The organism is Streptomyces sp. NBC_01520 (assembly GCF_045040375.1).
Lineage (GTDB): Bacteria > Actinomycetota > Actinomycetes > Streptomycetales > Streptomycetaceae > Streptomyces.
Genome location: NZ_CP109404.1, coordinates 5,152,642 through 5,179,029, shown reverse-complemented (window position 1 = coordinate 5,179,029; position 26,388 = coordinate 5,152,642). Strand labels below are relative to the sequence as shown.

General features: G+C 70.4%; 23 protein-coding genes. 16 read left to right on the top strand and 7 right to left on the bottom strand.

The annotated features are described in order from the left end of the window. Positions 1–80: 80 nt before the first annotated feature. Positions 81–1,169, bottom strand: coding sequence for a redox-regulated ATPase YchF (ychF, locus tag OG524_RS23710; protein ID WP_405388829.1), 1,089 nt, complete (start codon positions 1,167–1,169; stop codon positions 81–83). 312 nt (positions 1,170–1,481) lie between these two features. Here ychF and OG524_RS23705 point away from each other — a divergent pair, with 312 nt between their 5' ends. Continuing rightward, the gene (locus OG524_RS23705) at positions 1,482–2,000 is read left to right on the top strand and encodes a DUF6542 domain-containing protein (RefSeq protein WP_405812489.1); all 519 of its coding nucleotides are present in this window, start codon (positions 1,482–1,484) and stop codon (positions 1,998–2,000) included. 43 nt (positions 2,001–2,043) lie between these two features. Here the strand turns inward: OG524_RS23705 and ppgK are convergent, their stop codons facing one another. Together ppgK and OG524_RS23695 are read right to left on the bottom strand one after the other, a co-directional pair. Continuing rightward, a complete protein-coding gene (gene ppgK, locus OG524_RS23700; protein ID WP_405811639.1) occupies positions 2,044–2,781 on the bottom strand; it encodes a polyphosphate--glucose phosphotransferase in 738 nt (245 codons plus the stop codon). Between the two features lie 29 nt (positions 2,782–2,810). Beyond that, entirely contained in the window at positions 2,811–3,818 is a 1,008-nt protein-coding gene (locus tag OG524_RS23695) for a 4-hydroxy-3-methylbut-2-enyl diphosphate reductase (protein ID WP_405388831.1), read from the bottom strand. A 78-nt stretch (positions 3,819–3,896) separates the two neighbouring features. Between OG524_RS23695 and OG524_RS23690 the strand changes: the two genes are divergently transcribed. From OG524_RS23690 to OG524_RS23675, 4 genes are all read left to right on the top strand, one after another. Beyond that, positions 3,897–5,240, top strand: coding sequence for an APC family permease (locus OG524_RS23690; RefSeq protein ID WP_405811638.1), 1,344 nt, complete (start codon positions 3,897–3,899; stop codon positions 5,238–5,240). A gap of 102 nt (positions 5,241–5,342) precedes the next feature. Continuing rightward, positions 5,343–6,554 (top strand): exodeoxyribonuclease VII large subunit, encoded by a 1,212-nt coding sequence (gene xseA / locus OG524_RS23685; protein WP_405388833.1) that lies wholly within the window; start codon positions 5,343–5,345, stop codon positions 6,552–6,554. A 51-nt stretch (positions 6,555–6,605) separates the two neighbouring features. Then, on the top strand, positions 6,606–6,857 hold the full coding sequence (locus OG524_RS23680; protein WP_405388834.1) for an exodeoxyribonuclease VII small subunit: 252 nt from the start codon (positions 6,606–6,608) through the stop codon (positions 6,855–6,857). Positions 6,858–7,024: 167 nt separating this feature from the next. Then, a complete protein-coding gene (locus tag OG524_RS23675) occupies positions 7,025–7,615 on the top strand; it encodes a malonic semialdehyde reductase (protein ID WP_405388835.1) in 591 nt (196 codons plus the stop codon). 70 nt (positions 7,616–7,685) lie between these two features. On the opposite strand, the gene OG524_RS23670 is transcribed toward OG524_RS23675, so the two are convergent. After that, entirely contained in the window at positions 7,686–8,207 is a 522-nt protein-coding gene (locus OG524_RS23670; RefSeq protein WP_405811637.1) for a DUF4245 domain-containing protein, read from the bottom strand. Positions 8,208–8,351: 144 nt separating this feature from the next. On the opposite strand from OG524_RS23670, the gene glpX reads away from it, so the two are divergent. Next, positions 8,352–9,383, top strand: a complete 1,032-nt coding sequence (gene glpX, locus OG524_RS23665; RefSeq protein ID WP_405388837.1) for a class II fructose-bisphosphatase — start codon at positions 8,352–8,354, stop codon at positions 9,381–9,383. A gap of 63 nt (positions 9,384–9,446) precedes the next feature. On the opposite strand, the gene OG524_RS23660 is transcribed toward glpX, so the two are convergent. Both OG524_RS23660 and OG524_RS23655 read right to left on the bottom strand, forming a co-directional pair. Further along, the gene (locus tag OG524_RS23660; protein WP_405388838.1) at positions 9,447–9,815 is read right to left on the bottom strand and encodes a WhiB family transcriptional regulator; all 369 of its coding nucleotides are present in this window, start codon (positions 9,813–9,815) and stop codon (positions 9,447–9,449) included. Positions 9,816–9,978: 163 nt separating this feature from the next. After that, entirely contained in the window at positions 9,979–10,650 is a 672-nt protein-coding gene (locus OG524_RS23655; RefSeq protein ID WP_405388839.1) for a DUF1707 domain-containing protein, read from the bottom strand. A 192-nt stretch (positions 10,651–10,842) separates the two neighbouring features. Here OG524_RS23655 and OG524_RS23650 point away from each other — a divergent pair, with 192 nt between their 5' ends. The 5 genes from OG524_RS23650 to OG524_RS23630 all read left to right on the top strand — a co-directional run bounded on the left by OG524_RS23650 (position 10,843) and on the right by OG524_RS23630 (position 18,789). Continuing rightward, complete coding sequence (locus OG524_RS23650) at positions 10,843–12,516, top strand: fumarate hydratase (protein ID WP_405811636.1); 1,674 nt, start codon at positions 10,843–10,845, stop codon at positions 12,514–12,516. Between the two features lie 245 nt (positions 12,517–12,761). After that, positions 12,762–14,165 (top strand): class II fumarate hydratase, encoded by a 1,404-nt coding sequence (locus tag OG524_RS23645; protein WP_405811635.1) that lies wholly within the window; start codon positions 12,762–12,764, stop codon positions 14,163–14,165. Between the two features lie 44 nt (positions 14,166–14,209). Then, a complete protein-coding gene (locus tag OG524_RS23640; RefSeq protein WP_405811634.1) occupies positions 14,210–14,917 on the top strand; it encodes a DUF402 domain-containing protein in 708 nt (235 codons plus the stop codon). A 381-nt stretch (positions 14,918–15,298) separates the two neighbouring features. After that, the gene (locus OG524_RS23635; RefSeq protein WP_405388843.1) at positions 15,299–17,209 is read left to right on the top strand and encodes a SpoIIE family protein phosphatase; all 1,911 of its coding nucleotides are present in this window, start codon (positions 15,299–15,301) and stop codon (positions 17,207–17,209) included. A 116-nt stretch (positions 17,210–17,325) separates the two neighbouring features. Further along, entirely contained in the window at positions 17,326–18,789 is a 1,464-nt protein-coding gene (locus OG524_RS23630) for a catalase (RefSeq protein WP_405811633.1), read from the top strand. Between the two features lie 59 nt (positions 18,790–18,848). On the opposite strand, the gene OG524_RS23625 is transcribed toward OG524_RS23630, so the two are convergent. Next, the gene (locus tag OG524_RS23625; RefSeq protein WP_405811632.1) at positions 18,849–21,077 is read right to left on the bottom strand and encodes a transglycosylase domain-containing protein; all 2,229 of its coding nucleotides are present in this window, start codon (positions 21,075–21,077) and stop codon (positions 18,849–18,851) included. 223 nt (positions 21,078–21,300) lie between these two features. On the opposite strand from OG524_RS23625, the gene OG524_RS23620 reads away from it, so the two are divergent. The 5 genes from OG524_RS23620 (at position 21,301) to OG524_RS23600 (ending at position 26,361) form a co-directional block, all read left to right on the top strand. After that, the gene (locus tag OG524_RS23620) at positions 21,301–22,272 is read left to right on the top strand and encodes an SPFH domain-containing protein (protein WP_405812488.1); all 972 of its coding nucleotides are present in this window, start codon (positions 21,301–21,303) and stop codon (positions 22,270–22,272) included. A 47-nt stretch (positions 22,273–22,319) separates the two neighbouring features. After that, positions 22,320–22,550 carry a hypothetical protein gene (locus tag OG524_RS23615; protein ID WP_405812487.1) on the top strand — a complete coding sequence of 77 codons (231 nt, stop codon included), beginning with the start codon at positions 22,320–22,322 and terminating at the stop codon, positions 22,548–22,550. 270 nt (positions 22,551–22,820) lie between these two features. After that, a complete protein-coding gene (locus tag OG524_RS23610; RefSeq protein WP_405811631.1) occupies positions 22,821–23,345 on the top strand; it encodes a PadR family transcriptional regulator in 525 nt (174 codons plus the stop codon). Continuing rightward, a complete protein-coding gene (locus OG524_RS23605; RefSeq protein ID WP_405811630.1) occupies positions 23,342–24,028 on the top strand; it encodes an ABC transporter ATP-binding protein in 687 nt (228 codons plus the stop codon). The genes OG524_RS23610 and OG524_RS23605 overlap by 4 nt, the downstream gene beginning before the upstream one ends. Then, on the top strand, positions 24,025–26,361 hold the full coding sequence (locus OG524_RS23600; protein WP_405811629.1) for an ABC transporter permease: 2,337 nt from the start codon (positions 24,025–24,027) through the stop codon (positions 26,359–26,361). The genes OG524_RS23605 and OG524_RS23600 overlap by 4 nt, the downstream gene beginning before the upstream one ends. Positions 26,362–26,388 lie beyond the last annotated feature (27 nt).

Genomic DNA, 26,388 nt, shown 5'->3' with positions numbered 1-26,388 from the left:
GCACGCTGCGGACTCTGCGCGGACCGCAAAGGCCGCCCACCCCGCTCCACCGCAGGTCAGACGACCTTTCGCTAGATCAACTAGACGTTGAAGCGGAACTCCACCACGTCGCCGTCCTGCATCACGTACTCCTTGCCCTCCATGCGGGCCTTGCCCTTCGCGCGGGCCTCGGCGACCGAGCCCGTTTCGACCAGGTCCTCGAAGGAGACGATCTCCGCCTTGATGAAGCCCTTCTGGAAGTCGGTGTGGATCACACCGGCCGCCTCCGGGGCCGTGGCGCCCTTCTTGATCGTCCAGGCGCGGGCTTCCTTCGGGCCTGCGGTGAGGTAGGTCTGGAGGCCCAGGATGTCGAAGCCGACGCGGCCGAGGGTGGCCAGGCCGGGCTCTTCCTGGCCCATGGACTGGAGGAGTTCGAGGGCCTCGTCGTCGTCGAGTTCGATCAGCTCGGACTCGATCTTGGCGTTGAGGAAGATGGCTTCGGCCGGGGCGACCAGGGCGCGCTGCTCGTTCTTGAAGTCCTCGTCGACCAGCTCGTCCTCGTCGACGTTGAAGACGTAGAGGAAGGGCTTCGTCGTGAGCAGGTGCAGCTCGTGGAGCAGGCGGCCCTTCTCCGTGCCGGCGGTGATGCCCTTCGAGAAGAGGGTGTCGCCCGCTTCCAGGATCTTCTGGGCCTCCTCGACCGCGGCGAGGACGGCGACCTTCTCCTTCTGGAGGCGGGACTCCTTCGTCAGGCGCGGGACGGCCTTCTCGACGGACTGGAGGTCGGCGAGGATCAGCTCGGTGTTGATCGTCTCGATGTCGTCCTTCGGCGAGACCTTGCCGTCGACGTGGACGACGTTCTCGTCCTTGAAGGCGCGGATGACCTGGCAGATCGCGTCGGACTCGCGGATGTTCGCGAGGAACTTGTTGCCCAGGCCCTCACCCTCGCTCGCGCCGCGCACGATGCCCGCGATGTCGACGAAGTCGACGGTGGCGGGGAGCAGCTTCTGCGAGCCGAAGATCTTGGCGAGCGTGTTCAGGCGGGGGTCCGGGACGCCCACCACGCCGACGTTCGGCTCGATGGTGGCGAACGGGTAGTTGGCCGCCAGCACGTCGTTCTTGGTCAGGGCGTTGAACAGGGTCGACTTGCCGACATTCGGCAGACCGACGATTCCGATCGTGAGCGACACTTTGGCGACTTCCTGAAGTGAGGAGGAGGGGCTGTGCGGGCGGGCCTGGAGTGGACCGATTCTCCAGTTTACGGGCGGGCCGGGGCGGCCGGTCACGGGTCCGGGGCGGGTAGCCGTCCTGGGCCGGACGACGGGATTCGGCCCCGTGATATCGAACGCAGTGCCAAGGTCGGCCAAAGCGCGTGTCCAACGCCCGAAAGAACACGCCCCGCGACCTAGGTTGTCCAGGTGGAGCAGCACAGGACACGTACCCCGCAGCGCAGGCAGCCCGCGCCGCCGAAGCAGGCCCCGGTGTCGGTGGCGGTCGCGCCGGTGTCATCGGTCACGCCGGTCGCGGTAGGGCCGCGGCCGGGAGGCGCGCGGCCACGTTCCCGGGCCGGGGCGGTCGCGCCCGTCGTCCTGGCGCTGCGCAGATTCCCCAACCCCCGGCTGACCGGCATCGGCGCGGGCCTTTTCGCGGCCCTGGCCATGTTCCTGCTGGCCTGTCTGGACTGGCTGCTCCTGGACGGTTCGGCGGTCGCGTACGGGCTGCTGTTCCTGCCCGTCAGCGCGCTCACCGCGCTCTGGGTGCGGCCCGCCGACCTGGTCACCGCGCCGATCAGCGTGCCGATCGCCTTCGCCGTCGGCGTCATCCCGATCGCCGGGGGGAGGGGCGGCTTCGGCGGTCAGACGATGGCGGTCGTCACCGCGCTCGCCGTCCATGCCGGCTGGCTCTACGGCGGCACCCTGGTCGCCGGGCTGATCGCCACCGTACGGAAGGTGCGGCAGATGCGGGAACGGCAGCGCCACCTGCTGCGGTCCGCGCAGGGCTCCCGCCGCCCTCGCCCCTGAGCACCCTCGCCCCTGCCCGCCCCCGCACCGGCCGCCCCCCGGGCTACCTGCCCGCTGCCGCCATGGCCGCGCCGACGATGCCCGCGTTGTTCTGGAGCTCCGCCGGGGCCATCTCGGCGCGTACGTGCTCGATCAGCGGCAGGAACTTCTCCGCCTTGCGGCTGACGCCCCCGCCGATGATGAAGAGCTCGGGCGAGAACAGCATCTCCACGTGCACCAGGTATTTCTGCACCCGGTGCGCCCAGTGCTGCCAGCTCAGGTCCTCGTCCTCCTTGGCCTTCGTGGAGGCGCGCTTCTCCGCGTCGTGACCGTGCAGCTCCAGGTGGCCGAGCTCGGTGTTGGGGACCAGCCGGCCGTCGGTGAAGACCGCGCTGCCGATTCCCGTACCGAGGGTCAGCATGATCACCGTGCCCTTGCGGTCCCGTCCCGCACCGAAGGTCATCTCCGCGATCCCGGCCGCGTCGGCGTCGTTGAGGATCGTGACGGGCTGCCCGATGCGGTCGCTGAGCAGCGCACGGGCGTCCGTGCCGATCCAGGCCTTGTCGACATTGGCCGCGGTGCGGGTTATGCCGCCGGTGACCACACCGGGGAACGTGATGCCGACCGGCCCCTGCCAGTCGAAGTGGCCGACCACCTCGGCCACACCGTCGGCCACGCCCTCGGGCGTGGCCGGATGCGGTGTCAGTACTTTGTGGCGCTCCCGCGCCAGCTCTCCGCGGTCCAGGTCCACGGGAGCACCCTTGATCCCTGAGCCGCCGATATCCACACCGAAGATCTCCATGGATCCACGGTACGGGCAGGTGGCGTGGATCACTTCCCCGGGAGGCCCTGTCCCGCGGAGAGTGCCGCCGCCTCGGCGCGCAGGTCGCGGCGGAGCTCCTTGGGTAGCGAGAAGGTGATCGACTCGTCCGCGGTCTTCACCGTCTCCACGTCCGCGTAGCCCCGCTCGGACAGCCATTCCAGGACACCGTCGACCAGGACGTCCGGGACGGAGGCGCCCGACGTGAGGCCGACCGTGCTGACGCCCTCCAGCCAGGCCTCGTCGATCTCGGCGGCGAAGTCCACCAGGTACGCGGCCGGTGCGCCCGCGTCCAGGGCGACCTCGACCATGCGGATCGAGTTCGACGAGTTCTTGGAGCCGACGACGATGACCAGTTCGGCGTCCTCGGCCAGCTTCTTCACCGCGATCTGGCGGTTCTGCGTGGCATAGCAGATGTCGTCGCTGGGCGGGGAGATCAGCTGCGGGAACTTCTCCTTGAGCGCGTCGACCGTCTCCATCGTCTCGTCGACGGAGAGCGTGGTCTGGGAGAGCCAGACGACCTTCGACTCGTCGCGCACGGAGACGTTGGAAACGTCCTCGGGGCCGTCGACCAGAGTGATGTGGTCGGGGGCCTCACCGCTCGTGCCGATGACTTCCTCGTGGCCCTCGTGGCCGATCAGGAGGATGTCGTAGTCCTCCTTGGCGAACCGGACGGCTTCCTTGTGGACCTTGGTGACCAGCGGGCAGGTCGCGTCGATCGTGGCGAGCTTGCGCTCCGCGGCCTCGGCGTGGACGGTCGGGGCGACTCCGTGCGCGGAGAACATCACGATGGAGCCCTCGGGCACCTCCGCCGTGACGTCGACGAAGATCGCGCCCTTCTTCTCGAGCGTCTGGACGACGTACTTGTTGTGCACGATCTCGTGACGGACGTAGATCGGGGCCCCGTACTGCTCCAGGGCCTTCTCGACGGCGATCACGGCACGGTCCACGCCCGCGCAGTAGCCACGGGGTGCGGCGAGCAGGACACGGCGGGCAGGAGTTGCAGTCATGCGCCCCATCGTAAGGCCGTACCGAACAGGCGCGGGATCGGCGGGGTCGGGAGACTGATGCGTACGCCGGACAGCCACGGAGGGTTCATGACCGGAAGCAGCACGGACCGGGGAGGACTGCGGCGCACCCTGGGGTTCCGTGACCTGGTGGTCTACGGGCTCCTGTTCATCGCCCCCATGGCCCCGGTCGGCGTGTTCGGCACGCTGGACGCGAGGTCGGACGGCGCCGTCGCACTGGTGTACCTCGTGGCGACGGCCGTGATGGCCTTCACCGCCTTCAGTTACGCCCAGATGGTGCAGGTCGCCCCGCTGGCCGGTTCGGTCTTCGCCTACGCCCGCAAGGGGCTCGGCGAGGGCCCCGGTTTCATCGCCGGGTGGATGGCGATGCTCGACTACCTGCTCATCCCCGCGGTCGCCTATCTCTTCTCCGGGATCGCCATGAACGCGCTGGTCCCGGAGGTGTCGCGGTGGGTGTGGACGGCCATCGCGGTGGTCGTGACCACCCTGCTCAACCTCTGGGGCGTCCGGGCGGCGGCCCGGGTGGGCTTCGCGGTGCTCGCCATGGAGATCGTGGTGCTGCTCGTGTTCGTGGTGTCGGCGGTGGTGGTGCTGGCCAGGGACGGGGCGCAGCGGGGCTGGCTGACGCCGCTCACCGGGGACACCGGGTTCTCGATGACGGCGGTGCTGGGTGCGGTGTCCGTCGCGGTGCTCTCCTATCTGGGCTTCGACGCGATCGCCTCGTTCGCGGAGGAGGTGACGGGGGGTTCGGCGAAGGTGGCGCGGGCGGTGCTGTTCTGCCTGGTGCTCGCCGGGGTGCTGTTCGTCGTCCAGTCGTATCTGGCGGCGCTGCTGGAGCCGGTGAGCTCGGCGGAACTGGCGGCGGATCCGGTCAGGCAGGGTTCGGCGTTCTACGACGCGGTGGACGCGTCGGTCGGGACCTGGCTGCACGACCTGGTGGCCGTGAGCAAGGCGATCGGGGCGGCCTTCGCCGCGCTCGCCGGGCAGGCCGCGGCCGGCCGGCTGGTGTTCGCGATGGCACGGGAGGGGCGGCTGCCGTCGTTCCTGTCCCCGGTCGACAGCCGGTCCGGGGTGCCGCGCGTCGCGATCATGTGCGCCGCGGTCGTGACGCTGGTGGCGGCGGTGTGGGCGGCCCGGCGGGACGACGGCCTCGACCATCTGGTGTCGGTCGTGAACGTCGGCGCGCTCACCGCGTTCGTGCTGCTGCACGCGTCGGTGGTCGGCTGGTTCGCGGTGCGCCGGATGGAGGGTCCGCCGAGCTTGTGGCGCCATGTCGTGGTGCCGGTGGTGGGCGCGGGCGTGCTCGTCGCGGTGATCCTGGAGGCGACGGCGACCGCCCAGCTGGTCGGGGTGTGCTGGCTGGGGATCGGCCTGGTGGTGCTCGCACTCCAATGGGGTCGGCGGGCGGTCTGAGGGGCGGGCGGCTCGCGGCCGCCCGTCGCACGTACGCCTGCGCCCCTGGCGTCGCGCCGGATACGCGGTTCGTTGTCGGCGCCGGCCGATACGCTCGCCCCTATGGCACTCACTACGTCTCCGGAAGCTCCGCTGCCCGTCGGCGACGTGTCACGGCTGATCGGCGGGTGGATCGACCGGCTCGGCGCGGTCTGGGTCGAGGGGCAGATCACCCAGCTGTCACGGCGGCCGGGCGCCGGTGTGGTCTTTCTGACGCTGCGCGATCCGTCGCACGACATCTCGGTGAGTGTCACCTGCTTCCGGCAGGTCTTCGACCGGATCGCCGACGTGGTGACGGAGGGCGCGCGGGTCGTCGTCCTCGCCAAGCCCGAGTGGTACGCGCCCCGTGGCCAGCTGTCCCTGCGGGCGACGGAGATACGTCCGGTGGGTATCGGCGAGCTGCTGGTCCGGCTGGAGCAGCTGAAGAAGTCGCTGGCCGCCGAGGGGCTCTTCGCCCTGGACCGCAAGCGCCCGCTGCCGTTCCTGCCACAGCTGATCGGCCTGGTCTGCGGGCGGGCGTCGGCGGCCGAGCGCGACGTCCTGGAGAACGCCCGGCGCCGTTGGCCCGCGGTGCGCTTCGAGGTGCGCAACACCGCCGTGCAGGGGGTGCACGCGGTGAGTCAGGTGGTCCAGGCGGTGCGGGAGCTCGACGCCCTGCCCGAGGTCGACGTGATCGTCGTGGCCCGGGGCGGCGGGAGTGTGGAGGATCTCCTGCCGTTCTCCGACGAGCAGCTGATCCGGGCGGTGGCCGAGTGCCGTACGCCGGTGGTCTCCGCCATCGGCCACGAACCGGACTCGCCCCTGCTCGACCTGGTGGCCGACCTGCGGGCGTCGACCCCGACGGACGCGGCGAAGAAGGTCGTGCCCGACGTGGGCGAGGAGCTCGACCGCGTGCAGCAGCTCCGGGACCGGGCGCTGCGGACCGTACGGGGGCTGCTCGACCGGGAGGAGCGGGGGCTGGCGCACACGCTGGGCCGGTCCTCGATGGAACGCCCGCAGCGGATGGTCGACGAGCGGGCCGCGGAGGTCGACGCGCTGGTGGGGCGGAGCCGCCGGGTGCTGGGGCATCTGCTGGACCGCGCCGACTCGGAGCTCGCGCACACCCGGGCCCGGGTGGTCGCGCTGTCGCCGGCGGCGACGCTGGAGCGGGGTTACGCGGTGCTGCAGCGGCCGGACGGGCATGTGGTGCGCTCCCCCGCGGACGCCGGGGCTCCGGGCGAGGAGCTGCGGGCGCGGGTGTCGGAGGGCGAGTTCACGGTGCGGGTCGCGGAGTGACGGGCGCGCGGCCGCTCCTCGTTGTCGGACCTCACGCTTAGGGTGGATCACATGACGGACGACGGGACGACCACGGCTGCCGCGACCGGCACGCTCGGGTACGAGCAGGCGCGGGACGAGCTGATCGAGGTCGTGCGCCGCCTGGAGGCGGGCGGCACGACGCTCGAGGAGTCGCTGGCCCTGTGGGAGCGCGGCGAGGAGCTGGCGAAGGTCTGCCGGCGCTGGCTGGAGGGTGCGCGCGCCCGCCTGGACGCGGCACTGGCCCGCCCCGAGGAGCCCGCGGAGGGCACGGGCACGGACTGAGTCCGCGAAGACGACGGACTGCGGTGGCAGGGGCCCGGCGCGGAGGGCGGGCCGGGGCCCTGTGCGGTGGATCACCACGGGACCGATTTAGTTGAAAGTTAATCAATATCCGGGTTACGGTGATCGTGTCGCCCGACACCTCACCCACCCGGAAGGCAGTTCCACAGATGCCCCTCGTTCTTGACCCCGCCGCCCAGGACCTTCTCTTCCGTGAGGCCCGCACCGCCAACACGTTCACCGACGAGCCGGTGACCGACGAGCAGGTCCAGGCGATCTACGACCTGGTCAAGTACGGCCCCACCGCCTTCAACCAGTCGCCGCTGCGTGTCGTCCTGATCCGCTCGGCCGAGGGCCGCGAGCGCCTCGTGAAGCACATGGCCGAGGGCAACCAGCCCAAGACCTCCACCGCCCCGCTGGTCGCGCTCCTCGTCGCGGACAACGAGTTCCACGAGGAGCTCCCGGCGCTCATGCCGCACTTCCCGCAGGCCAAGGACGCGTTCTTCTCCGAGCGCCCGGTCCGCGAGCAGTCCGCCGCGCTCAACGCCTCGCTGCAGGCCGCCTACTTCATCATCGGCGTCCGCGCCGCCGGCCTGGCCGCCGGCCCGATGACCGGCTACGACGCCGCGGGCATCGAGAAGGAGTTCCTGGACGGCGACCACAAGCTGCTCATGGCCGTCAACATCGGCAAGCCGGGCGAGGACGCCTGGTTCCCCCGCCTGCCGCGCCTGTCCTACGACGAGGTCGTCACGACCGTCTGATCCGGGACCACCCGCAGGAAGAAGCCCCGCGACGCCGAGCGTCGCGGGGCTTCTCCGTGGACGGGGGAGGTCAGGGAGCCGTCTGGAGCGCCGCGGCCATCTCCGCGAGCCGCCCCATCGGGGCCGAGCCGGTGACGACGGTCGTCACGCCCTCGGCGTGCAGCACGAGGGCGTCGTACTTCGGGCCCTCCCAGCGCTGCCAGGCCTCACCGGCCACGTCATGCGTGCTCCCGGTGTCCTCGGCCTGCCGGCTCACCTCGGGCACGTACTTCTTCGCCGGGGTCGTGGACTGCTCCACCGCGACGTACTTGCCGTCCGGGTCCAGGAAGCCCAGGTGCCAGCCGGCGCCGTTCTGACCCTCGTACGAGACGGAGGTCGGCTTCCACTTCGCCGACAGCCCGGCCGGGGCCGCCACCGGGTACGGCGCGGCGCGGCGCGCCGTCGCGAGTTCGACCCGGTAGTCGACGGCCTTGATCGGATCGGCCGTGTCGTCGTGCGGGACGAAGATGTAGATGACGCCCGCCAATGCGGTGATCACGAGCATCGACAGGATCATGTCCCGGACGGTCTGCTTGCCTCGCTTGCTTGCCACGGACTCAATGGTGGCACGGGTCCTCACGCGCCCGAGCGGCGGGCACCCGCTCATCCGTGACCCGCCCTGCTCATTTTATCGGCCTACCGATAGAGTCACAGCACCCTCTTTTCCGGTCGTCGTCGTACAGAAAGGTGCGCTCCGATGTCCGAGCATCATCTGCCGTCCCAGCTGGAGGTCTCTCCGGAGGCCCCTGACCGCAACCTGGCCCTGGAACTGGTCCGGGTGACCGAGGCCGCCGCCATGGCCGCCGGGCGCTGGGTCGGCCGCGGCGACAAGATCGGCGCCGACGGCGCCGCAGTGAAGGCCATGCGGACCCTCGTCTCCACCGTGTCGATGAACGGCATCGTCGTCATCGGTGAGGGCGAGAAGGACGAGGCCCCCATGCTGTTCAACGGCGAGCGGGTCGGTGACGGCACCGGCGCCGAGGTCGACATCGCCGTCGACCCGATCGACGGCACCACGCTCAACGCCAAGGGCATGCCCAACGCGATCGCCGTCCTGGCCGCCGCGGACCGGGGCGCCATGTTCGACCCGTCCGCCGTCTTCTACATGGACAAGCTGGTCACCGGCCCCGAGGCCGCCGACTTCGTGGACATCAACGCTCCGGTGTCCGTGAACATCCGGCGCGTCGCCAAGGCCAAGAGCTCGACCCCCGAGGACGTCACCGTCGTCATCCTCGACCGTCCCCGGCACGAGGGCATCGTCCAGGAGATCCGGGAGACGGGCGCCCGGATCAAGTTCATCTCCGACGGCGACGTGGCCGGCTCGATCATGGCCGCCCGCGAGGGCACCGGCGTCGACCTGCTCATGGGCATCGGCGGTACCCCTGAGGGCATCATCTCGGCCTGCGCCATAAAGTGCCTCGGCGGCGTCATCCAGGGCAAGCTCTGGCCCAAGGACGAGGCCGAGCGGCAGCGCGCGCTGGACGCCGGGCACGACCTGGACCGGGTGCTGTCGACGGACGACCTCGTCAGCGGGGACAACGTGTTCTTCGTCGCCACCGGGATCACCGACGGTGAGCTGCTGCGCGGTGTGCGGTACCGCGCGGAGACGGCGACCACGGAGTCCCTGGTGATGCGCTCGAAGTCGGGAACGATCCGGAGGATCGACTCCACGCACCGGCTCTCGAAGCTGCGCGCCTACAGCGCCATCGACTTCGACCGGGCCAAGTAGGAGGACCGGTGGTCATGAGGGGCTGCCCCGCCGGGCGGCCCCTCACCCGTCGCCGCGCGCCTCTCAGCCGGCCGCGGCGATGTGCTCCGTCTGGGTCGCCTTGAGCTCGATGTCGCGCCTGCGCCGACGGGCGAGCGCCACGCGGCGCTCGGCGGCGGTGAGGCCGCCCCACACCCCGTAGGGCTCGGGCTGTATGAGTGCGTGTTCACGGCACTCCACCATGACCGGGCACCTCGCGCAGACCTGCTTCGCGGCCAACTCGCGGGACAGTCGGGCAGCAGTCGGCTCCTTCGACGGGGCGAAGAACAGCCCGGCTTCGTCCCGGCGGCACACCGCCTCCGCATGCCAGGGTCCCGCCTGGTCCTCCCGCGCGGGAGAGCGCTGGGACGGCACGGCGGCGACCTGCAGGGGCTGATGCGGCAGTTGCAGCACGGTCTACTCCTGACGACGGCTTCGGCTTCGCGAGCGAGAGACGATGCAGCAGTCCCTACCCGCTGTACGCACGCCTATGCACTGAGTGGCCCTGCCGAACGGCCCCCACACGTGCACACGGTCGCCTTTTGGCCGGAATACACGTGGAACCGGCCGACCGCTCTCAGTGGCCGAGATGTTTCCGCAACTGGTCGTGGAGGTTGGCAATGAGCTTGCCACGCTTGGGCTTTGCCTCGACGTTCCCGAAGACGGAATAGCCGTTCACCACGACCACCGGGGCCTCCGGGTCGGCGGATTCCAGTGTGTCGACTTCGAAATTGCCGAAAATACCCGTACCGCTGCCGCGCAGCGAAATGTTCTCCGGCACCCGGATTTCGACACTGCCGAAGATGGACGTCGCATTGATGACGGTCAGACGCTGGCCGAAAAGAGCCTCGGTCAGGTCGATCTCGACGCTGCCGAAGAGCGAGAACGCGTTCGTACGGCCGCCGACGCGCCAACGCCCCCTGCGGGTGGAGCTGCTGAAGACCGCCACGAGGTTCTCGGCGGGCCCCGTGGGCCCCTCGGGGCCGTATCCGTAGGGCGCCTGGGCCGGCCGGCCGACGGGCCCGGCCGCCGGGAGGTCCCGCACCAGCGGCTCCAACTCGCCCACGGTCTTGGCCCGGTAGACCAGGTCGACCCGCTCGGCGTGCTCCTCGGCGGTCAGCCGGCCTTCGGCCATGGCCTCCCGCAGGATGTCCGCGATCCGGTCGCGGTCCGCGTCGGAGGCGCGGATTCCGGCGGGCGCGGGACCGGCCGGAGCGACGGGCTGCTGGGGCTGCTTTTCGAGGTCCACCGCACCAGCCTACCCAAACGCGATAGATCGCGACCAGTGCCCCGGCGGCCTCGGGGCAGGAATCCGGCCCTCCTGTCGAGCCGTCCCGGGTGAGCCTTACCTCACAGGCCCGGCGTGTCGACGGCGTTCTACCCTGGTGGATGCGCTGCCCGAGGGAGGTCAGCCGCTGTCGCCGAGTGAGGAATGGCCGTAATGCCAGAGTTTGCGTACTCCGATCTGCTCCCGCTGGGAGAGGACACCACGCCGTACCGGCTGGTGACCGCCGAGGGCGTCTCGACCTTCGAGGCCGACGGCCGTACGTTCCTCAAGGTGGCTCCGGAGGCCCTGCGCACGCTCGCCGCCGAGGCCATGCACGACATCTCGCACTACCTGCGGCCGGCCCACCTGGCGCAGCTGCGGCGCATCATCGACGACCCCGAGGCCTCGTCCAACGACAAGTTCGTCGCGCTCGACCTCCTGAAGAACGCGAACATCGCCGCCGCGGGTGTCCTGCCCATGTGCCAGGACACCGGTACGGCGATCGTCATGGGCAAGCGCGGGCAGAACGTCCTCACCGAGGGCGGTGACGAGGAGGCCCTGTCGCACGGCATCTTCGACGCGTACACCAAGCTGAATCTGCGCTACTCGCAGATGGCGCCGCTGACCATGTGGGACGAGAAGAACACCGGCTCGAACCTCCCGGCCCAGATCGAGCTGTACGCGACCGACGGCGGCGCGTACAAGTTCCTCTTCATGGCCAAGGGCGGCGGCTCGGCGAACAAGTCCTTCCTCTTCCAGGAGACCAAGGCGGTCCTCAACGAGGCCTCCATGATGAAGTTCCTGGAGGAGAAGATCCGCTCCCTGGGGACGGCCGCCTGCCCGCCGTACCACCTGGCGATCGTCGTCGGCGGTACGTCGGCCGAGTTCGCGCTGAAGACCGCGAAGTACGCCTCCGCGCACTATCTGGACGAGCTTCCGGCCGAGGGTTCCCCGACCGGTCACGGCTTCCGTGACCAGGACCTGGAGCAGAAGGTCTTCGAGCTGACGCAGCGGATCGGCATCGGCGCGCAGTTCGGCGGCAAGTACTTCTGCCACGACGTACGTGTCGTCCGCCTTCCCCGCCACGGCGCCTCGCTGCCCGTCGCCATCGCCGTCTCCTGCTCGGCCGACCGCCAGGCCACGGCGAAGATCACCGCCGAGGGCGTCTTCCTGGAGCAGCTGGAGAAGGACCCGGCGCGCTTCCTGCCGGACACCACCGACGAGCACCTCGACGAGTCGGGTGACGTCGTCCGGATCGACCTGAACCGGCCGATGGACGACATCCTCGCGGAGCTGACCAAGTACCCGGTCAAGACGCGGCTGTCGCTGACCGGTCCGCTGGTCGTGGCGCGTGACATCGCGCACGCCAAGATCAAGGAGCGGCTCGACGCGGGCGAGGAGATGCCGCAGTACCTCAAGGACCACCCGGTGTACTACGCGGGCCCGGCGAAGACCCCGGAGGGTTATGCGTCGGGGTCCTTCGGGCCGACGACGGCCGGCCGGATGGACAGCTACGTCGCACAGTTCCAGGCTGCGGGCGGCTCCAAGGTGATGCTCGCCAAGGGCAACCGGTCCAGGCAGGTCACCGACGCGTGCGACGCCCACGGCGGCTTCTACCTGGGCTCCATCGGCGGCCCGGCGGCGCGCCTGGCGCAGGACTGCATCAAGAAGGTCGAGGTCGTCGAGTACGAGGAGCTCGGCATGGAGGCGGTCTGGCGGATCGAGGTCGAGGACTTCCCCGCGTTCGTCGTCGTCGACGACAAGGGCAACGACTTCTTCACGGAGCCCGCCCCGGCACCGACCTTCACCAGCATTCCGGTCCGCGGTCCCGGCCTCGGCCTCGGCTGATCCAGGGTGGTTCCAGGTCCCGGCCTCGGCTGATCCACGCGCGGATCCCAGGGGCGTTCCGGCCACGGTCGGGGCGCCCCTGCGGCGTTCCCGCGGGTCCGGAAAGCCGCGCTCCCGGGACCACGCCCGCCGGTCCGGGCGGTCCGCGGCGCGGGACCGCGCCGGGTATTTACTGGCGGACGCTGATAACCGGGGGAATACGGGCAACGCACCACGCGCTCATCTTCACCAGGAGGTTGGAACAGATGAACGGATCGGCCGAGGACACGCAGTACCGCGTCGAGCACGACTCGATGGGTGAGGTGAAAGTACCCGCGCACGCCAAATGGCGGGCCCAGACGCAGCGCGCCGTGGAGAACTTCCCCATCTCCGGCCAACGCCTGGAAAGGGCCCATATCGAGGCCCTGGCCCAGATCAAGGCCGCCGCCGCCAGGGTCAACGCCGAGCTGAAGGTGCTCGATCCGGACATCGCCGACGCGATCCGGTCGGCCGCCGCCGAGGTGGCCGAGGGCCGCTGGGACGAGCACTTCCCGGTCGACGTGTTCCAGACGGGTTCCGGCACCTCGTCCAACATGAACACCAACGAGGTCGTGGCCACGCTCGCCTCCGAGCGGCTCGGGCGTGAGGTCCACCCCAACGACCACGTCAACGCGTCGCAGTCGTCCAACGACGTGTTCCCGTCCTCCGTCCACATCGCCGCGACCGCCGCCGTCACCGCCGACCTGATCCCGGCGCTCGACCACCTGGCCTCCGCCCTGGAGCGGAAATCGGCCGAATTCGCGGAGGTCGTGAAATCGGGCCGTACGCATCTGATGGACGCCACACCCGTCACCCTGGGCCAGGAGTTCGGCGGCTACGCGGCACAGGTCCGCTACGGGGTCGAGCGGTTGCGTGCCTCGCTCCCGCGCCTCGCCGAACTCCCTCTGGGCGGTACGGCGGTGGGCACCGGGATCAACACCCCGCCCGGCTTCTCCGCCGCCGTGATCGCCGAGGTGGCCCGCACCACCGGGCTGCCGCTCACCGAGGCCCGTGACCACTTCGAGGCCCAGGGCGCCCGGGACGGACTCGTCGAGACGTCCGGGCAGCTCCGTACCGTCGCGGGGTCGCTCACCAAGATCTCCAACGACCTGCGCTGGATGGCGTCCGGTCCGCGCACGGGGCTCGCCGAGATCAACCTGCCCGATCTGCAGCCCGGTTCGTCCATCATGCCCGGCAAGGTCAATCCGGTCGTCCCGGAGGCCGTGCTGATGGTCGCGGCCCAGGTGACGGGGAACGACGCCACGGTCGCCGCCGCCGGCGCGGCCGGCAACTTCGAGCTCAACGTGATGCTCCCGGTGATGGCGAAGAACCTGCTGGAGTCGGTGCGCCTGCTCGCCAACGCCTCCCGGCTGCTCGCCGACCGCACGGTCGACGGCATCACGGCCAACGTGGAACGGGCCAGGCAGTACGCGGAGTCCTCGCCGTCGGTGGTGACCCCGCTGAACAAGTACATCGGGTACGAGGAGGCGGCGAAGGTCGCCAAGAAGTCGCTGGCCGAGGGCACCACGATCCGGGAGACGGTGCTGGCCGGGGGCTACGTCGAGCGCGGCGACCTGACCACGGAACAGCTCGACGAGGCCCTGGACGTGCTGCGTATGACCCGGCCGTGACGCATTTCGCAGCGGCCGGGGGGACCCGTACCTAAGATCTCTTCATGACAGCCACGGAAGCGGGTACGGGAGCAGACACCGGGTCGAGTGCGGGGAACAGCACACGCTGGGCGCCGGGGGACCGGATCCTCTGGCGCTACCGCGACAACGGCGACGGCGACGGGCCCGTGCACATCTGCCGGCCGGTCACCGTCGTCCAGGACACCGACGAGCTGCTGGCCGTCTGGCTGGCGCCCGGCACCGAATGTGTGAAGCCGGTCCTCGCCGACGGCACCCAGGTGCACGCCGAGCCGCTGGCCACCCGCTATACGCGCCCGCGCACGACGGTGCGCTCCCGGTGGTTCGGAACAGGTGTGCTGAAGATCGCCCGGCCGGGCGATCCCTGGTCGGTGTGGCTCTTCTGGGACCGCGGCTGGCTCTTCCGCAACTGGTACATCAACCTGGAGGAGCCCCGTTCGCGCTGGGCCGGAGGAGTCGATTCCCAGGACCATTTCCTCGACATCGCCGTGCATCCCGACCGCAGTTGGGAGTGGCTCGACGAGGACGAGTTCGCCCAGGCCCAGCAGGTCGGCCTGATGGACGGGGCCACCGCGCAGCGCGTACGGGAGGCGGGCCTGGCGGCGGCCGACGTCGTCCGGGGCTGGGGCACGCCGTTCAGGGACGGGTGGGAGCACTGGAGGCCCGATCCGCAGTGGCAGGTTCCGGCATTGCCCGATGACTGGGACCGCACCCCCACCCCCAACTCGCCGTGAGACCCTTGATGCACCCCAGGGGGGCGAACGTAGGATCGCCCCCCACGGACTGCACGGCCGGTATGTTTCGTCACAACCGGCGTCGGCAGAACGGGGCCTGACCACAAGTCACCGCACGAACCGCATGAGTCACACGGACCACGGAGCCGGGTGGGTCGTGCGGTCGCATGAACCACTACGAGGGGGTGGAGACGTGCTCGCTGTCCGCTGCCCCGTCGCCGGAGTGACCGATATCGGCCCACCGATCGGCGGTACGGTTTCGGCCCCGCTTCTGGGGGCATCCGGTGACAGCCGTTGTTCTTACCGCTCTTGCCGGGGCACAGTGGCGCCCCACGAGGTGATTGCCTCATACAACCGGCCCGGACGGACGGAATCCCACGCGTGACGGAGCATCCCACCTCCCACGAAGGCCGGCAGCCCCTCGCCGCCCGACCGCAGGAACGCGCCCGGCCCCGGCAGCAGGAGGCCGTACCGGGTGTCGCTGCCACGGCCGCGATCCCCGGCCCCTCCCCGGCGCCGAATCCTGGCCCGGCCACCTCGGCGGATCCCGCCGACACGCAGGCCGTCGCCCGCCGCGAGGGTGACCGGCTGCGCTTCGTCGGCGCCGCGACCCGCCGGATCGCCCGGGGCATAGACCTGGACGAGATCGTGCTGGGCCTGTGCCGGGCCAGCGTGCCCACGTTCTCCGACGCCATACTCGTCTACCTCCGCGACCCGCTCCCGGTGGGCGACGAGCGCCCGGTCAGCCCCTTCGTGCTGCGGCTGCGCCGCACCGACAGGCTGCGCCTGACCGACGAGGAGAGCGAGATCGGGCCGGAGGGCGAGCGGCTGCTGCGGCTGCCCGTCACCGACCCGCAGGCGGGACTGCTGCCGGCCGCCGACCTCTGCGAGGTCCTGGCGGGCGGCGCGCTCGCCGAGGTGCTGCGCGGGGTTCGGCCCGTCTTCGGGGACTCCGCCGCGGCCCGTGCCGCCCTGCCCGAGCTGCTGGGGGCCGGCCGCACGGTGCCCACGGGACACCGCGCGATCCTGGCACCGCTGCGCGGGCGGCGCCGGGTGATCGGCGCCGCGGTCTTCCTTCGCGGCACGGAACGCCCGCCGTTCGAGGCCAACGACCTGCTGGTCGCGGCCCAGCTGGCGACGCACACCGCGCTCGGCATCGACAAGGCGGTGCTGTACGGCCGCGAGGCGTACATCGCCGACGAGCTGCAGCGCACGATGCTGCCCGACTCGCTGCCGCAGCCCACCGGCGTACGCCTGGCCTCCCGCTACCTCCCGGCGGCGGAGACCGCCCGCGTGGGCGGGGACTGGTACGACGCGATCCCGCTGCCGGGCAGCAGGGTCGCCCTGGTCGTCGGCGACGTGATGGGCCACTCCATGACCTCCGCGGCGATCATGGGGCAGCTGCGCACCACGGCGCAGACCCTGGCCGGTCTCGACCTGCCGCCGCAGGAGGTCCTGCACCATCTGGACGAACAGGCGCAGCGGCTCGGCAGCGACCGCATGGCGACCTGCCTCTACGCGGTGTACGACCCCGTCGCGCATCGCATCACCATCGCCAACGCCGGCCATCCGCCGCCCGTGCTCCTGCACCTGGGCGGCCGGGCCGAGGTGCTCCGGGTTCCGCCGGGCGCCCCGATCGGCGTCGGCGGGGTCGACTTCGAGGCGGTCGAGCTGGACGCCCCGGCAGGGGCCACGCTGCTGCTGTATACGGACGGGCTCGTCGAGTCCCGGCTGCGGGACGTCTGGACCGGGATCGAGCAGCTGCGGGAGCGACTGGCCGCCACCGCCCAGCTGACCGGGCCGGACCACTCGCCCCCGCTGGAGGCGCTCTGCGACGACGTGCTGGACATGCTCGGTCCGGGCGACCGGGACGACGACATCGCGCTGCTGGCCGCCCGTTTCGACGGGATCGCGCCGAGCGACGTGGCGTACTGGTTCCTGGAACCGGAGGACGCGGCCCCGGGCCGGGCCCGCAGGCTGGCCCGCAGGGCGCTCAGCCGGTGGGGTCTGGACGATCTCGCGGACGAGGTGGAGCTGCTCGTCAGCGAGGTGGTGACGAACGCGGTGCGGTATGCGGAGCGCCCGGTGACGCTGCGGCTGCTGCGTACGGACATCCTGCGCTGCGAGGTCGGCGACGACTCCCCGCAGCTGCCCAGGCAACGCCGTGCCCGGGAGACGGACGAGGGCGGACGCGGGCTGTTCCTGGTCAACCGGCTGGCCCGCAGGTGGGGGGCGACCCGGCTCTCCACGGGCAAGGTGGTGTGGTTCGAGATGGCTACTCCCGCCCCGTAGTCCTTTGTCCCTCTTCGGGCCGTTTCCAGATGTTGCCGACCTCCCGTCGGCGGAGTTGACTTCAGTCGTGAACGAAGCGACCTGACCGATACCCCCACACCGACGGGAGGACGCTCGTGACCGAGGAAGCCCAGAAGGTTCCGTACACCACGAACAGTGCCGGGATCCCGGTGGAGAGCGACGAACACTCGCTCACCGTCGGATCGGACGGCCCGATCCTGCTCCAGGACCACTACCTCATCGAGAAGATGGCCCAGTTCAACCGCGAACGGGTCCCTGAACGGGTGGTGCACGCCAAGGGCTCCGGGGCGTACGGCACCTTCGAAGTGACGAACGATGTCAGCCAGTTCACCAAGGCGGACCTCTTCCAGCCGGGCAAGCGCACCGAGATGCTGGCCCGCTTTTCCACGGTCGCCGGTGAACAGGGTTCGCCCGACACCTGGCGCGACCCCCGCGGATTCGCACTGAAGTTCTACACGGAGCACGGCAACTACGACATGGTCGGCAACAACACGCCGGTCTTCTTCGTACGCGACCCGATGAAGTTCCAGGACTTCATCCGCTCCCAGAAGCGCCGCCCGGACAGCGGTGTGCGCGACAACGACATGCAGTGGGACTTCTGGACCCTGTCGCCGGAGTCGGCGCACCAGGTCACCTGGCTGATGGGCGACCGGGGCATCCCCAAGACGTACCGCAACATGAACGGCTACAGCTCGCACACCTATATGTGGGTGAACGCGGGCGGCGAGCGGTTCTGGGTGAAGTACCGCTTCAAGACCGACCAGGGCATCGACTTCTACACGCAGGCCGACGCCGACGCGATGGCCGGGACCGACGGCGACGTCCACCGCCGCGACCTGTTCGAGTCGATCAAGCGCGGCGACCACCCGAGCTGGACCCTGAAGGTCCAGATCATGCCGTTCGACGACGCCCCGGACTACCGCTTCAACCCGTTCGACCTGACGAAGGTGTGGCCGCACAGCGACTACCCGGAGATCGAGGTCGGCCGGATGACGCTGAACAAGAACCCGGACGACTTCTTCGTCCACATCGAGCAGGCGTCGTTCGAACCGTCGAACATGGTGCCCGGCATCGGTCCGTCGCCCGACAAGATGCTGCTCGGCCGGCTCTTCTCGTACCCGGACACCCACCGGTACCGGATCGGCCCGAACTATCTGCAGCTGCCGCCGAACCGGCCGCGTTCGCCCGTCCACTCGTACGCGAAGGACGGCCCGATGCGGTACGAGCCCGCGCGCACGGGTGCGGTGTACGCGCCGAACTCGTACGGCGGGCCCGCGGCGGACACCGCGCGCTTCGGCGACCCGGCGGGCTGGGCCACGGCGGGCGAGATGGTCCACGAGGCGTACAAGCCGCGTAAGGACGACGACGACTGGGGCCAGCCGGGCACGCTGGTGCGCGAGGTCATGGACGACGCGCAGCGCGAGCGGTTCGTCTCCAACGTCTCCGGGCATCTGCTGAACGGCGTGAGCAAGCCGGTCCTGGAGCGTGCGCTGAAGTACTGGCGCAACGTGGACAAGGACGTCGGTGACCGGATCGCCAAGAAGGTGAACGGCGGCTGACGTGGCGCACGCGTGAGGGGCGGTGTCCTCGGTCCCCGGACACCGCCCCTCACGCGTGCTCACTGCCCCAGGAGGCCGGCCCCTGGCCGTTCACCCGGGGGCTGCTCGCCCTCCTCGGGATCCTTCGTGGTGCTGGGCTCCCCGCTCGGTGTCACCGTGGGCTCCTCGCTCGGCGGCACGCTCGGGGGCGTCTCCTCGCTCGGCGTCACCGAGGGCGACTCGGAGGGCGTCTCCGGCTCCTCGGACGGTGTCTCGGACGGCTCCCGGGTCTCGGACGGTGTGGCCGAGGGGCTCTCGGTCACCGTCGTCTCACCGCGTTCGACGCCCTCCAGGTCGAAGGTGGCGTCCGAGCCGCCGCCGAGGGCGCCGAGGGTGTAGTCCGCCCAGATCTTCGCGGGGAAGCCGCCGCCGTTGGCCCGGCCGGAATTGGCCGTACCGGTCAGCGTGACCTGACCGCCGCCCTCCTTGGTGGACTCGCCGTACAGGGCCACGACCGTCGAGAGCTCCGGGGTGTAGGCCGCGAACCAGGCTGCCTTGTTGTTCTCGGACGTACCCGTCTTGCCCGCCGCGTCGTAGGCCGTGGTGTTGGCCTCGCGGCCGGAGCCGATGTCGACCACCTCGGTCAGCGCGTGCGTCACGGTGTCGGCCGAACTGCGGCTGATCACCTGGCCGCCGATGCCGTCGACCGGCTCCATGGTGCGGTCGCGGTGCTCCGCCGACTTGACGATGGTCGGCGTGACCTTCTTGCCGTGGTTGTCGAGGGTGGCGTACACCCCGGCCATGTCCCAGGTCGAGGCGTTCATGGTGCCCAGGGTGATGGCGGGGCGCTCGGGGAAGTTCTTGTCCGGTACGCCCATGGCGAGCGCGGTCTTCTTCACGGCGCTCGGGGTGACGTCGACGACCATCTGCGCGAAGACGGAGTTGATGGACTTGTCCATCGCCCGCTGGACGGTCGGGCTGTCGTAGCTGATGTCGTCCTCGTTCTGCGGCGCGAACGGGGTGTCGCTGCCCACGACGGGGCGCTTGCTCGTTCCGTCGTAGACCGTGTTGAGGCCGATCCGGTCGCCGTCCTGGGTCACCGACTCGTTCTCCAGGGCGGAGGCGAGAACGAGCGGCTTGAAGGTGGACGCGGGCTGGTAGTCCTGCCGGGTGGCGTTGGATATCCAGTGCTCGGTGGCACCGACACCGCCGTAGAGCGCGACGACCTTGCCCGTCTTCGGGTCCACGGAGGTGGCGCCGGCCTGGACGGTCGCGTCGATCTTGTTGCCCTTGCGGTCGAGCTGGTTCTCCAGCTGGTCGTCGACCGACTTCTCCAGCTGCTTCTGGCGCTTCCTGTCGATGTTGAGGGTGACCGTCCAGCCGCCGGCCTCCCGCATCTCCTCGGTGACGCCCTGCCGCTCCATCTCCTCGTTGGCGGCCTCGACGAGGTAGCCCGTCTGGCCTTCCATACCGGGGGCGGCCTTGGGGGGCTTCGGGACGGGGAACGTCAGCTTGTCGCGCTCGGCCTGGTCGAGCCAGTTCTCGTCGACCATGTTGTCCAGGGTGTAGGCCCAGCGCTCCTTGACGAGCTTCTTGCCGGTCGGCGAGGCGACCGCCCAGTCGTACTGGCTGGGGGCCTGGAGCAGGGCCGCGAGGTAGGCGCCCTGGGAGACGTCGAGGTCCTTGGCGTCGACACCGTAGTAGGCCTGCGCCGCCGCCTGGATACCGCTCGCACCGCGTCCGTAGTACACGGTGTTGAGGTAACCGGCGAGGATGTCGTCCTTCTTCGTGCTCTGGTCGACCTTGAGCGAGATGACCAGTTCCTTGAGCTTGCGGCTGACCGTCTGGTCCTGCGTGAGGTAGTAGTTCTTCACGTACTGCTGGGTGATCGTGGAGCCGCCCTGCTTGCCCTTGCCGGAGAGGGTGTTGAGCAGGCCGCGGGCGGTGCCCTTGAGGTCGACGCCCTGGTCCCGGTAGAACGACTTGTTCTCGGCGGCCACGAAGGCGTGCTGGACGCCCTTGGGTACGACGGCGAGGTCCACGATCTCCCGGTTGACGCCGGAGCCGGTGCGGGCCAGGAGTGTGCCGTCGCTGTACTTGTAGACGTTGCTCTGCTTCTCGGCCTGGGCGTTGGCCGCAGGCACGTCCACGTACATGTAGAGCGCCACGAAGGCGCCCATCACCAGCAGGCAGAGCCCGAAGAACGTGCCCAGGATCTTCCGCCAGGTGAAGAGTCCGCGTATGCCGCCGCCCCTCCCGGCCCGGCGCGCTGCCCGCCCCTGAGCTCGTCGCGCTTCCGCTCGACCCATCGCTGTCGTGCTCCTGTTCCTGTGCTCGTTCCGCTCCGGTCAGATCAATCAGCTAACACCGAAGGAGCGGACAAATGGCAAGCGATCCGGTCTTTTCCGGACGTGACAATCAGCACCCGCCCTCCAAGGAACCGACTCACGAGGGGTGCACATGGTTGCGAAGTCCGATAATGTGAAATCACATTGCTAGCGTGGCGCTATGCCGCACAAGACGGGGGACCCCATGACCGCACCGCACGACCGTCCCGGCACCACCGATCAGGCCGCCGGCCTCGTCCCTGACGCACCCGAGATGCCCGCACCACAGGTCAGGGAGACGACGGCGCACTCCATCCCGGGTGGCTTCGGGCTGCTGCTGACCGTGCTCGGGGTGCTCCTCGGCATCGGCCTGACCGTCGGAGGCGGCGTTCTCGGCGCCAACGGGCACAACGGCATCGGTGTCCCGCTCTTCATCCTCGGACTGCTGCTCGCCATCGCCTCGTTCTTCTGCATGACCGGTGTGAAAATGGTCGCTCCGGGCGAGGCGCGGGTCATCCAGCTCTTCGGCCGGTACGTCGGTACGATCCGCGCGGACGGTCTGCGGTGGATCAACCCGCTGACCTCCAGCCGCAAGATCTCCACCCGGGTCCGCAACCACGAGACGGCCGTCCTGAAGGTCAACGACGCGTACGGCAACCCGATCGAGCTCGCCGCGATCGTCGTCTGGAAGGTCGAGGACACCGCGCAGGCGCTGTTCGAGGTGGACGACTTCCTGGAGTTCGTCGCCACGCAGACCGAGGCGGCCGTGCGGCACATCGCGATCGAGTACCCGTACGACGCCCACGACGAGGGCGGGCTCTCGCTGCGCGGCAACGCCGAGGAGATCACCGAGAAGCTCGCCGTCGAGCTCACGGCACGGGTCCAGGCGGCCGGTGTGCTGATCATCGAGTCGCGTTTCAGCCATCTCGCGTACGCCCCGGAGATCGCCTCCGCGATGCTCCAGCGGCAGCAGGCGGGCGCGGTCGTCGCGGCCCGTCAGCAGATCGTCGAGGGCGCGGTGGGCATGGTCGAGATGGCGCTGGCCCGCATCGCCGAACAGGACATCGTCGAGCTCGACCCCGAGCGCAAGGCGGCGATGGTCAGCAACCTGATGGTGGTGCTCTGTGGTGACCGCGCGGTGCAGCCGGTCCTGAACACGGGCACGTTCTACCAGTGACGAACGACGCCTCCACTCCTGCCGGCCGGCGGCCGCAGCGCAAGCAGATGCTGCTGCGGCTGGATCCGGCGGTGCATGACGCGCTGGCCCGGTGGGCCTCGGACGAGCTGCGCAGCGCGAACGCGCAGATCGAGTTCTTGTTGCGGCGGGCGCTGGCGGAGGCGGGGCGGCTGCCGGGGAGTGCGGGGCCGATTCCTCGGCGGGGGCGGCCGCCGAAGCCGGTGCCGGGGGCCGCGTCCGAGTCGGCGCCGGAATCGGAGCCCGGCGCCGAGGGGTGAGGCCCCTCGGGGGCTCCGCCCCCGAACCCCCGGTCCTCAATCGCCGGACGGGCTTGCATTGCGGGCCCGTACCGCCGGACGGGCCCGAACCGTGGACCCGTACCGCGGACGGGCTTGGATTGCGGGCCCACAGCGTCGAAAAGGCCTGGGGTGTGGCCCCGTACCGCCGGACAGGCTCGCGTTGCGGCCCGTACCGCCGGACAGGCTGGAGCGTGGGCTCGATGTCGCCCGTATACACGCGAGGTATACACGGCATGTAGAGTGCGCCGCATGTCAATCGGTCACACCCTTCTCGGGCTCCTCGAGTCCGGCCCCCGTCATGGTTACGACCTCAAGCGGACCTTCGACGAGAAGTTCGGCCATGATCGGCCGCTGCACTACGGGCAGGTCTACGCGACCATGTCCCGGCTGCTGAAGAACGGTCTCGTCGAGGTCGACGGCGTGGAGTCCGACGGCGGGCCCGAGCGCAAGCGGTACGCGATCACCGAGGCGGGGGTCACCGACGTCGCCGCCTGGCTGGGCCGGCCGGAGAAGCCTGAGCCGTATCTCCAGTCGACGCTCTACGCGAAGGTCGTCCTCGCCCTGCTCACCGGGCGCAGTGCCTCCGGGCTGCTGGACGCGCAGCGGTCCGAACATCTGCGGCTGATGCGCGTCCTCACCGACCGCAAGCGCAAGGGCGATCTCTCCGACCAGCTGATCTGCGACTTCGCCCTCTTCCACCTCGAAGCCGACCTGCGCTGGCTGGAACTGACCGGTGCGCGGCTCGACCAGCTCGCCGAGTTGGTCGCCCCGTGACCCCCGACGGCTCCCTGCTCGTCGCCCTGGACCTGCACAAGACCTATGGTTCGACGCCCGCGCTCGACGGCGCCTCGTTCTCCGTCCACCCCGGCGAGGTCGTCGCCGTGATGGGTCCCTCCGGCTCGGGCAAGTCGACCCTGCTGCACTGCCTCGCGGGGATCGTCGTCCCGGACTCCGGCACCGTCACCTACGCGGGCCGTGAGCTGTCCACGATGTCCGACGCCGAGCGCAGCGCCCTGCGCCGCAGCGACTTCGGCTTCGTGTTCCAGTTCGGCCGGCTCGTCCCCGAGCTGACCTGTCTGGAGAACGTCGCACTGCCGCTCCGGCTGAACGGCGTGAAGCGCAAGGCGGCCGAGCGCACCGCCCTGGAGTGGCTGGAGCGCCTGGAGGTGGACGGCATCGCCGCCAAGCGTCCCGGGCAGGCCTCCGGCGGCCAGGGCCAGCGTGTCGCCGTCGCCCGCGCCCTGGTCGCGGCGCCGAAGGTGGTCTTCGCCGACGAGCCGACGGGCGCGCTGGACTCCCTCAACGGTGTGCGGGTCATGGAGCTGCTCACCGAGTCCGCCCGGTCGGCCGGCACGGCCGTCGTCCTCGTGACGCACGAGGCGCGGGTGGCCGCGTACTCCGACCGGGACATCGTCGTACGCGACGGCCGGACCCGGGACCCCGAGTTCGCCGTATGACCTGGCTGCGCGATCTCGGCCTGGGCATACGTTTCGCCGCGGCGGGCGGCCGTGAGGGCTGGGCCCGGACCACGCTCACCGCGGTCGGCGTCGGGCTGGGCGTGGCGATGCTGCTGGTCGCCTCGTCCGTGCCGCACCTGCTGGACCAGCGGTCGGTACGCGCGCAGGCCCGCGAGGAGGCCTCGGTGTCGCGCGACGAGGACGCCCCGGAGTCGGACACCACGGTCCTGCGGATCAGTACGACGACCGAGTACCGCGGCAGCACCGTCGAGGGCTTCCTGATGCGCGCGGAGGGCGCCCGTCCGGTCCTCCCGCCGGGGGTCGCGGCGTTCCCCGGGCCGCGTGAGATGGCGGCCTCCCCCGCCCTCCGGGACCTGCTGGCCTCCCGTGAGGGCACGCTCCTCAAGGAGCGGCTGCCGTACCGGATCACGTCGACGATCGCCGACGCGGGCCTGCGCTCCCCGAACGAGCTGTACTTCTACGTGGGCAGCGACTCGCTGACCCGGGCCGACGGCGGTCACCGGCTGGCCGGTTACGGCGACGGCCCCGGGGACGCGCCGCTCTCGCCCGTCCTGTTCGTCCTCGTCATCATGATCTGCGTCGTGCTGCTGGCACCCGTCGCGATCTTCATCGCCACCGCCGTACGGTTCGGCGGCGACCGGCGCGACCTCCGGCTCGCCGCCCTTCGCCTGGTCGGTACGGACATCAGGACGACCCGTCGGATCGCGGCCGGTGAAGCCCTGTTCGGCTCCGTGCTCGGAATGCTTGCCGGGGTCGTCCTCTTCCTCGTGGGCCGCAGGTTCGTCGGCCACATCGAGGTGTGGAACCACAGCGCGTTCCCGTCCGACCTGACTCCCGCGGCCTGGACGGCGGCGCTGATCGCCGTCGCGGTGCCCCTGTCCGCGGTACTCGTCACGCTGGTCGCCATGCGCTCGGTCGTCGTCGAACCGCTCGGCGTCGCACGCGACTCCGGCAGCCGCAGGCGCCGGCTCCGGTGGCGTCTGCCGATACCGGTCGTGGGCCTGGCCGTGCTGGGGCTGACGGGCCGGGTGGACGAATTCACTCCCGTCGACCCGTACCCGATCGCGGTCGGTGCCGTACTGGTCCTGGTCGGGCTCGCACTGCTGCTCCCGTGGCTGGTCGAGGGGTGTGTGAACAGGCTGCGCGGGGGTCCGCCGCCCTGGCAGCTCGCCGTCCGCCGGCTCCAGCTGAACAGCGGGGCGGCCTCCCGCGCGGTCAGCGGGATCACCGTGGCCGTCGCCGGTGCGGTGGCCCTGCAGATGCTGTTCGCCGCGGTCGGCGACGAGTTCGAGACGATGACGGGACAGGACCCGTCCCGCGCCCAGTTCCACACCTATTCGGAGAAGGTCACCGGGGACGCCGCCGCCCGGACCATCGAGGCGTTCCGGGCCACCGAGGGCGTGGAACGCGTCATCGGCACGGTCGAGACGTATGTGACGAAGCCGGGGACGTACGGGGAGGACGAGGTCACGCCCACCACCTCGCTCGGCATCGGCGACTGCGCGACCCTGAAGGAGCTCGCCGAGATCGGTTCCTGCCAGGACGGCGACACCTTCGTCGTCCACCCCCGGGGCGACAGGGAGATGAGCGACTGGGTCGACGAGACGGCGCGCAAGGGCAAGGAGATCGAGCTCAACTCCAGCATGGGGTACACGCCTGACGCCGAGTCGGTGCGCTGGACCCTGCCCGCGGACGCCCGGACCGTCTCCGCCGCCCCCGACCCGCTCGGCGACGAGTACTTCGGCATCCTGGCGACCGTGGGGGCCGTCGACCCGCGCACCCTGCCGAACGCCCGGACGATCGCGCAGATCAAGGTCGACGAGGGCGTGGCGGACGTCGCCGAGTACGTACGGAACACTGCGGCCCGGATCGACCCGGGCATGCGGGTCGCCACCCTGACCTCGGTGACGCGCGACCGTCAGTACGCCAGTGTGCAGACCGGCCTGCGGTTCGGCGCGGCGGCGACGCTGCTGCTGATCGCCGCGTCGATGCTCGTCTCCCAGCTGGAGCAGCTCCGGGAGCGCAAGCGGCTGCTTTCGGTCCTTGTCGCCTTCGGCACCAGGCGCGTCACCCTCGCCTGGTCGGTGCTCTGGCAGACCGCCGTGCCGGTGGTCATCGGCCTCCTTGTCGCGACCGCGGGCGGCCTCGGGCTCGGTGCCGTGATGACGTGGATGCTGGCCAAGACCGTGACGCGGTGGTGGCTGTTCCTGCCGATGGCGGGCGCGGGCGCGGTCCTCGTCGTGGCCGTGACCCTGCTCTCGCTGCCCCTGCTGTGGCGCGTGATGCGCCCGGACGGGCTGCGCACCGAGTGAGGCCGAGGAGGGGTGAGCGCGTCGGGG

Bases quoted from the DNA above. Each gene is read 5' to 3' on its own strand.
- ppgK (WP_405811639.1), bottom strand. From the start codon at position 2,781: ATGGAGATCTTCGGTGTGGATATCGGCGGCTCAGGGATCAAGGGTGCT.
- OG524_RS23695 (WP_405388831.1), bottom strand. From the start codon at position 3,818: ATGGGGCGCATGACTGCAACTCCTGCCCGCCGTGTCCTGCTCGCCGCA.
- OG524_RS23690 (WP_405811638.1), top strand. From the start codon at position 3,897: ATGACCGGAAGCAGCACGGACCGGGGAGGACTGCGGCGCACCCTGGGG.
- xseA (WP_405388833.1), top strand. From the start codon at position 5,343: ATGGCACTCACTACGTCTCCGGAAGCTCCGCTGCCCGTCGGCGACGTG.
- OG524_RS23680 (WP_405388834.1), top strand. From the start codon at position 6,606: ATGACGGACGACGGGACGACCACGGCTGCCGCGACCGGCACGCTCGGG.
- OG524_RS23675 (WP_405388835.1), top strand. From the start codon at position 7,025: ATGCCCCTCGTTCTTGACCCCGCCGCCCAGGACCTTCTCTTCCGTGAG.
- glpX (WP_405388837.1), top strand. From the start codon at position 8,352: ATGTCCGAGCATCATCTGCCGTCCCAGCTGGAGGTCTCTCCGGAGGCC.
- OG524_RS23650 (WP_405811636.1), top strand. From the start codon at position 10,843: ATGCCAGAGTTTGCGTACTCCGATCTGCTCCCGCTGGGAGAGGACACC.
- OG524_RS23645 (WP_405811635.1), top strand. From the start codon at position 12,762: ATGAACGGATCGGCCGAGGACACGCAGTACCGCGTCGAGCACGACTCG.
- OG524_RS23640 (WP_405811634.1), top strand. From the start codon at position 14,210: ATGACAGCCACGGAAGCGGGTACGGGAGCAGACACCGGGTCGAGTGCG.
- OG524_RS23625 (WP_405811632.1), bottom strand. From the start codon at position 21,077: ATGGGTCGAGCGGAAGCGCGACGAGCTCAGGGGCGGGCAGCGCGCCGG.
- OG524_RS23620 (WP_405812488.1), top strand. From the start codon at position 21,301: ATGACCGCACCGCACGACCGTCCCGGCACCACCGATCAGGCCGCCGGC.
- OG524_RS23615 (WP_405812487.1), top strand. From the start codon at position 22,320: ATGCTGCTGCGGCTGGATCCGGCGGTGCATGACGCGCTGGCCCGGTGG.
- OG524_RS23610 (WP_405811631.1), top strand. From the start codon at position 22,821: ATGTCAATCGGTCACACCCTTCTCGGGCTCCTCGAGTCCGGCCCCCGT.
- OG524_RS23600 (WP_405811629.1), top strand. From the start codon at position 24,025: ATGACCTGGCTGCGCGATCTCGGCCTGGGCATACGTTTCGCCGCGGCG.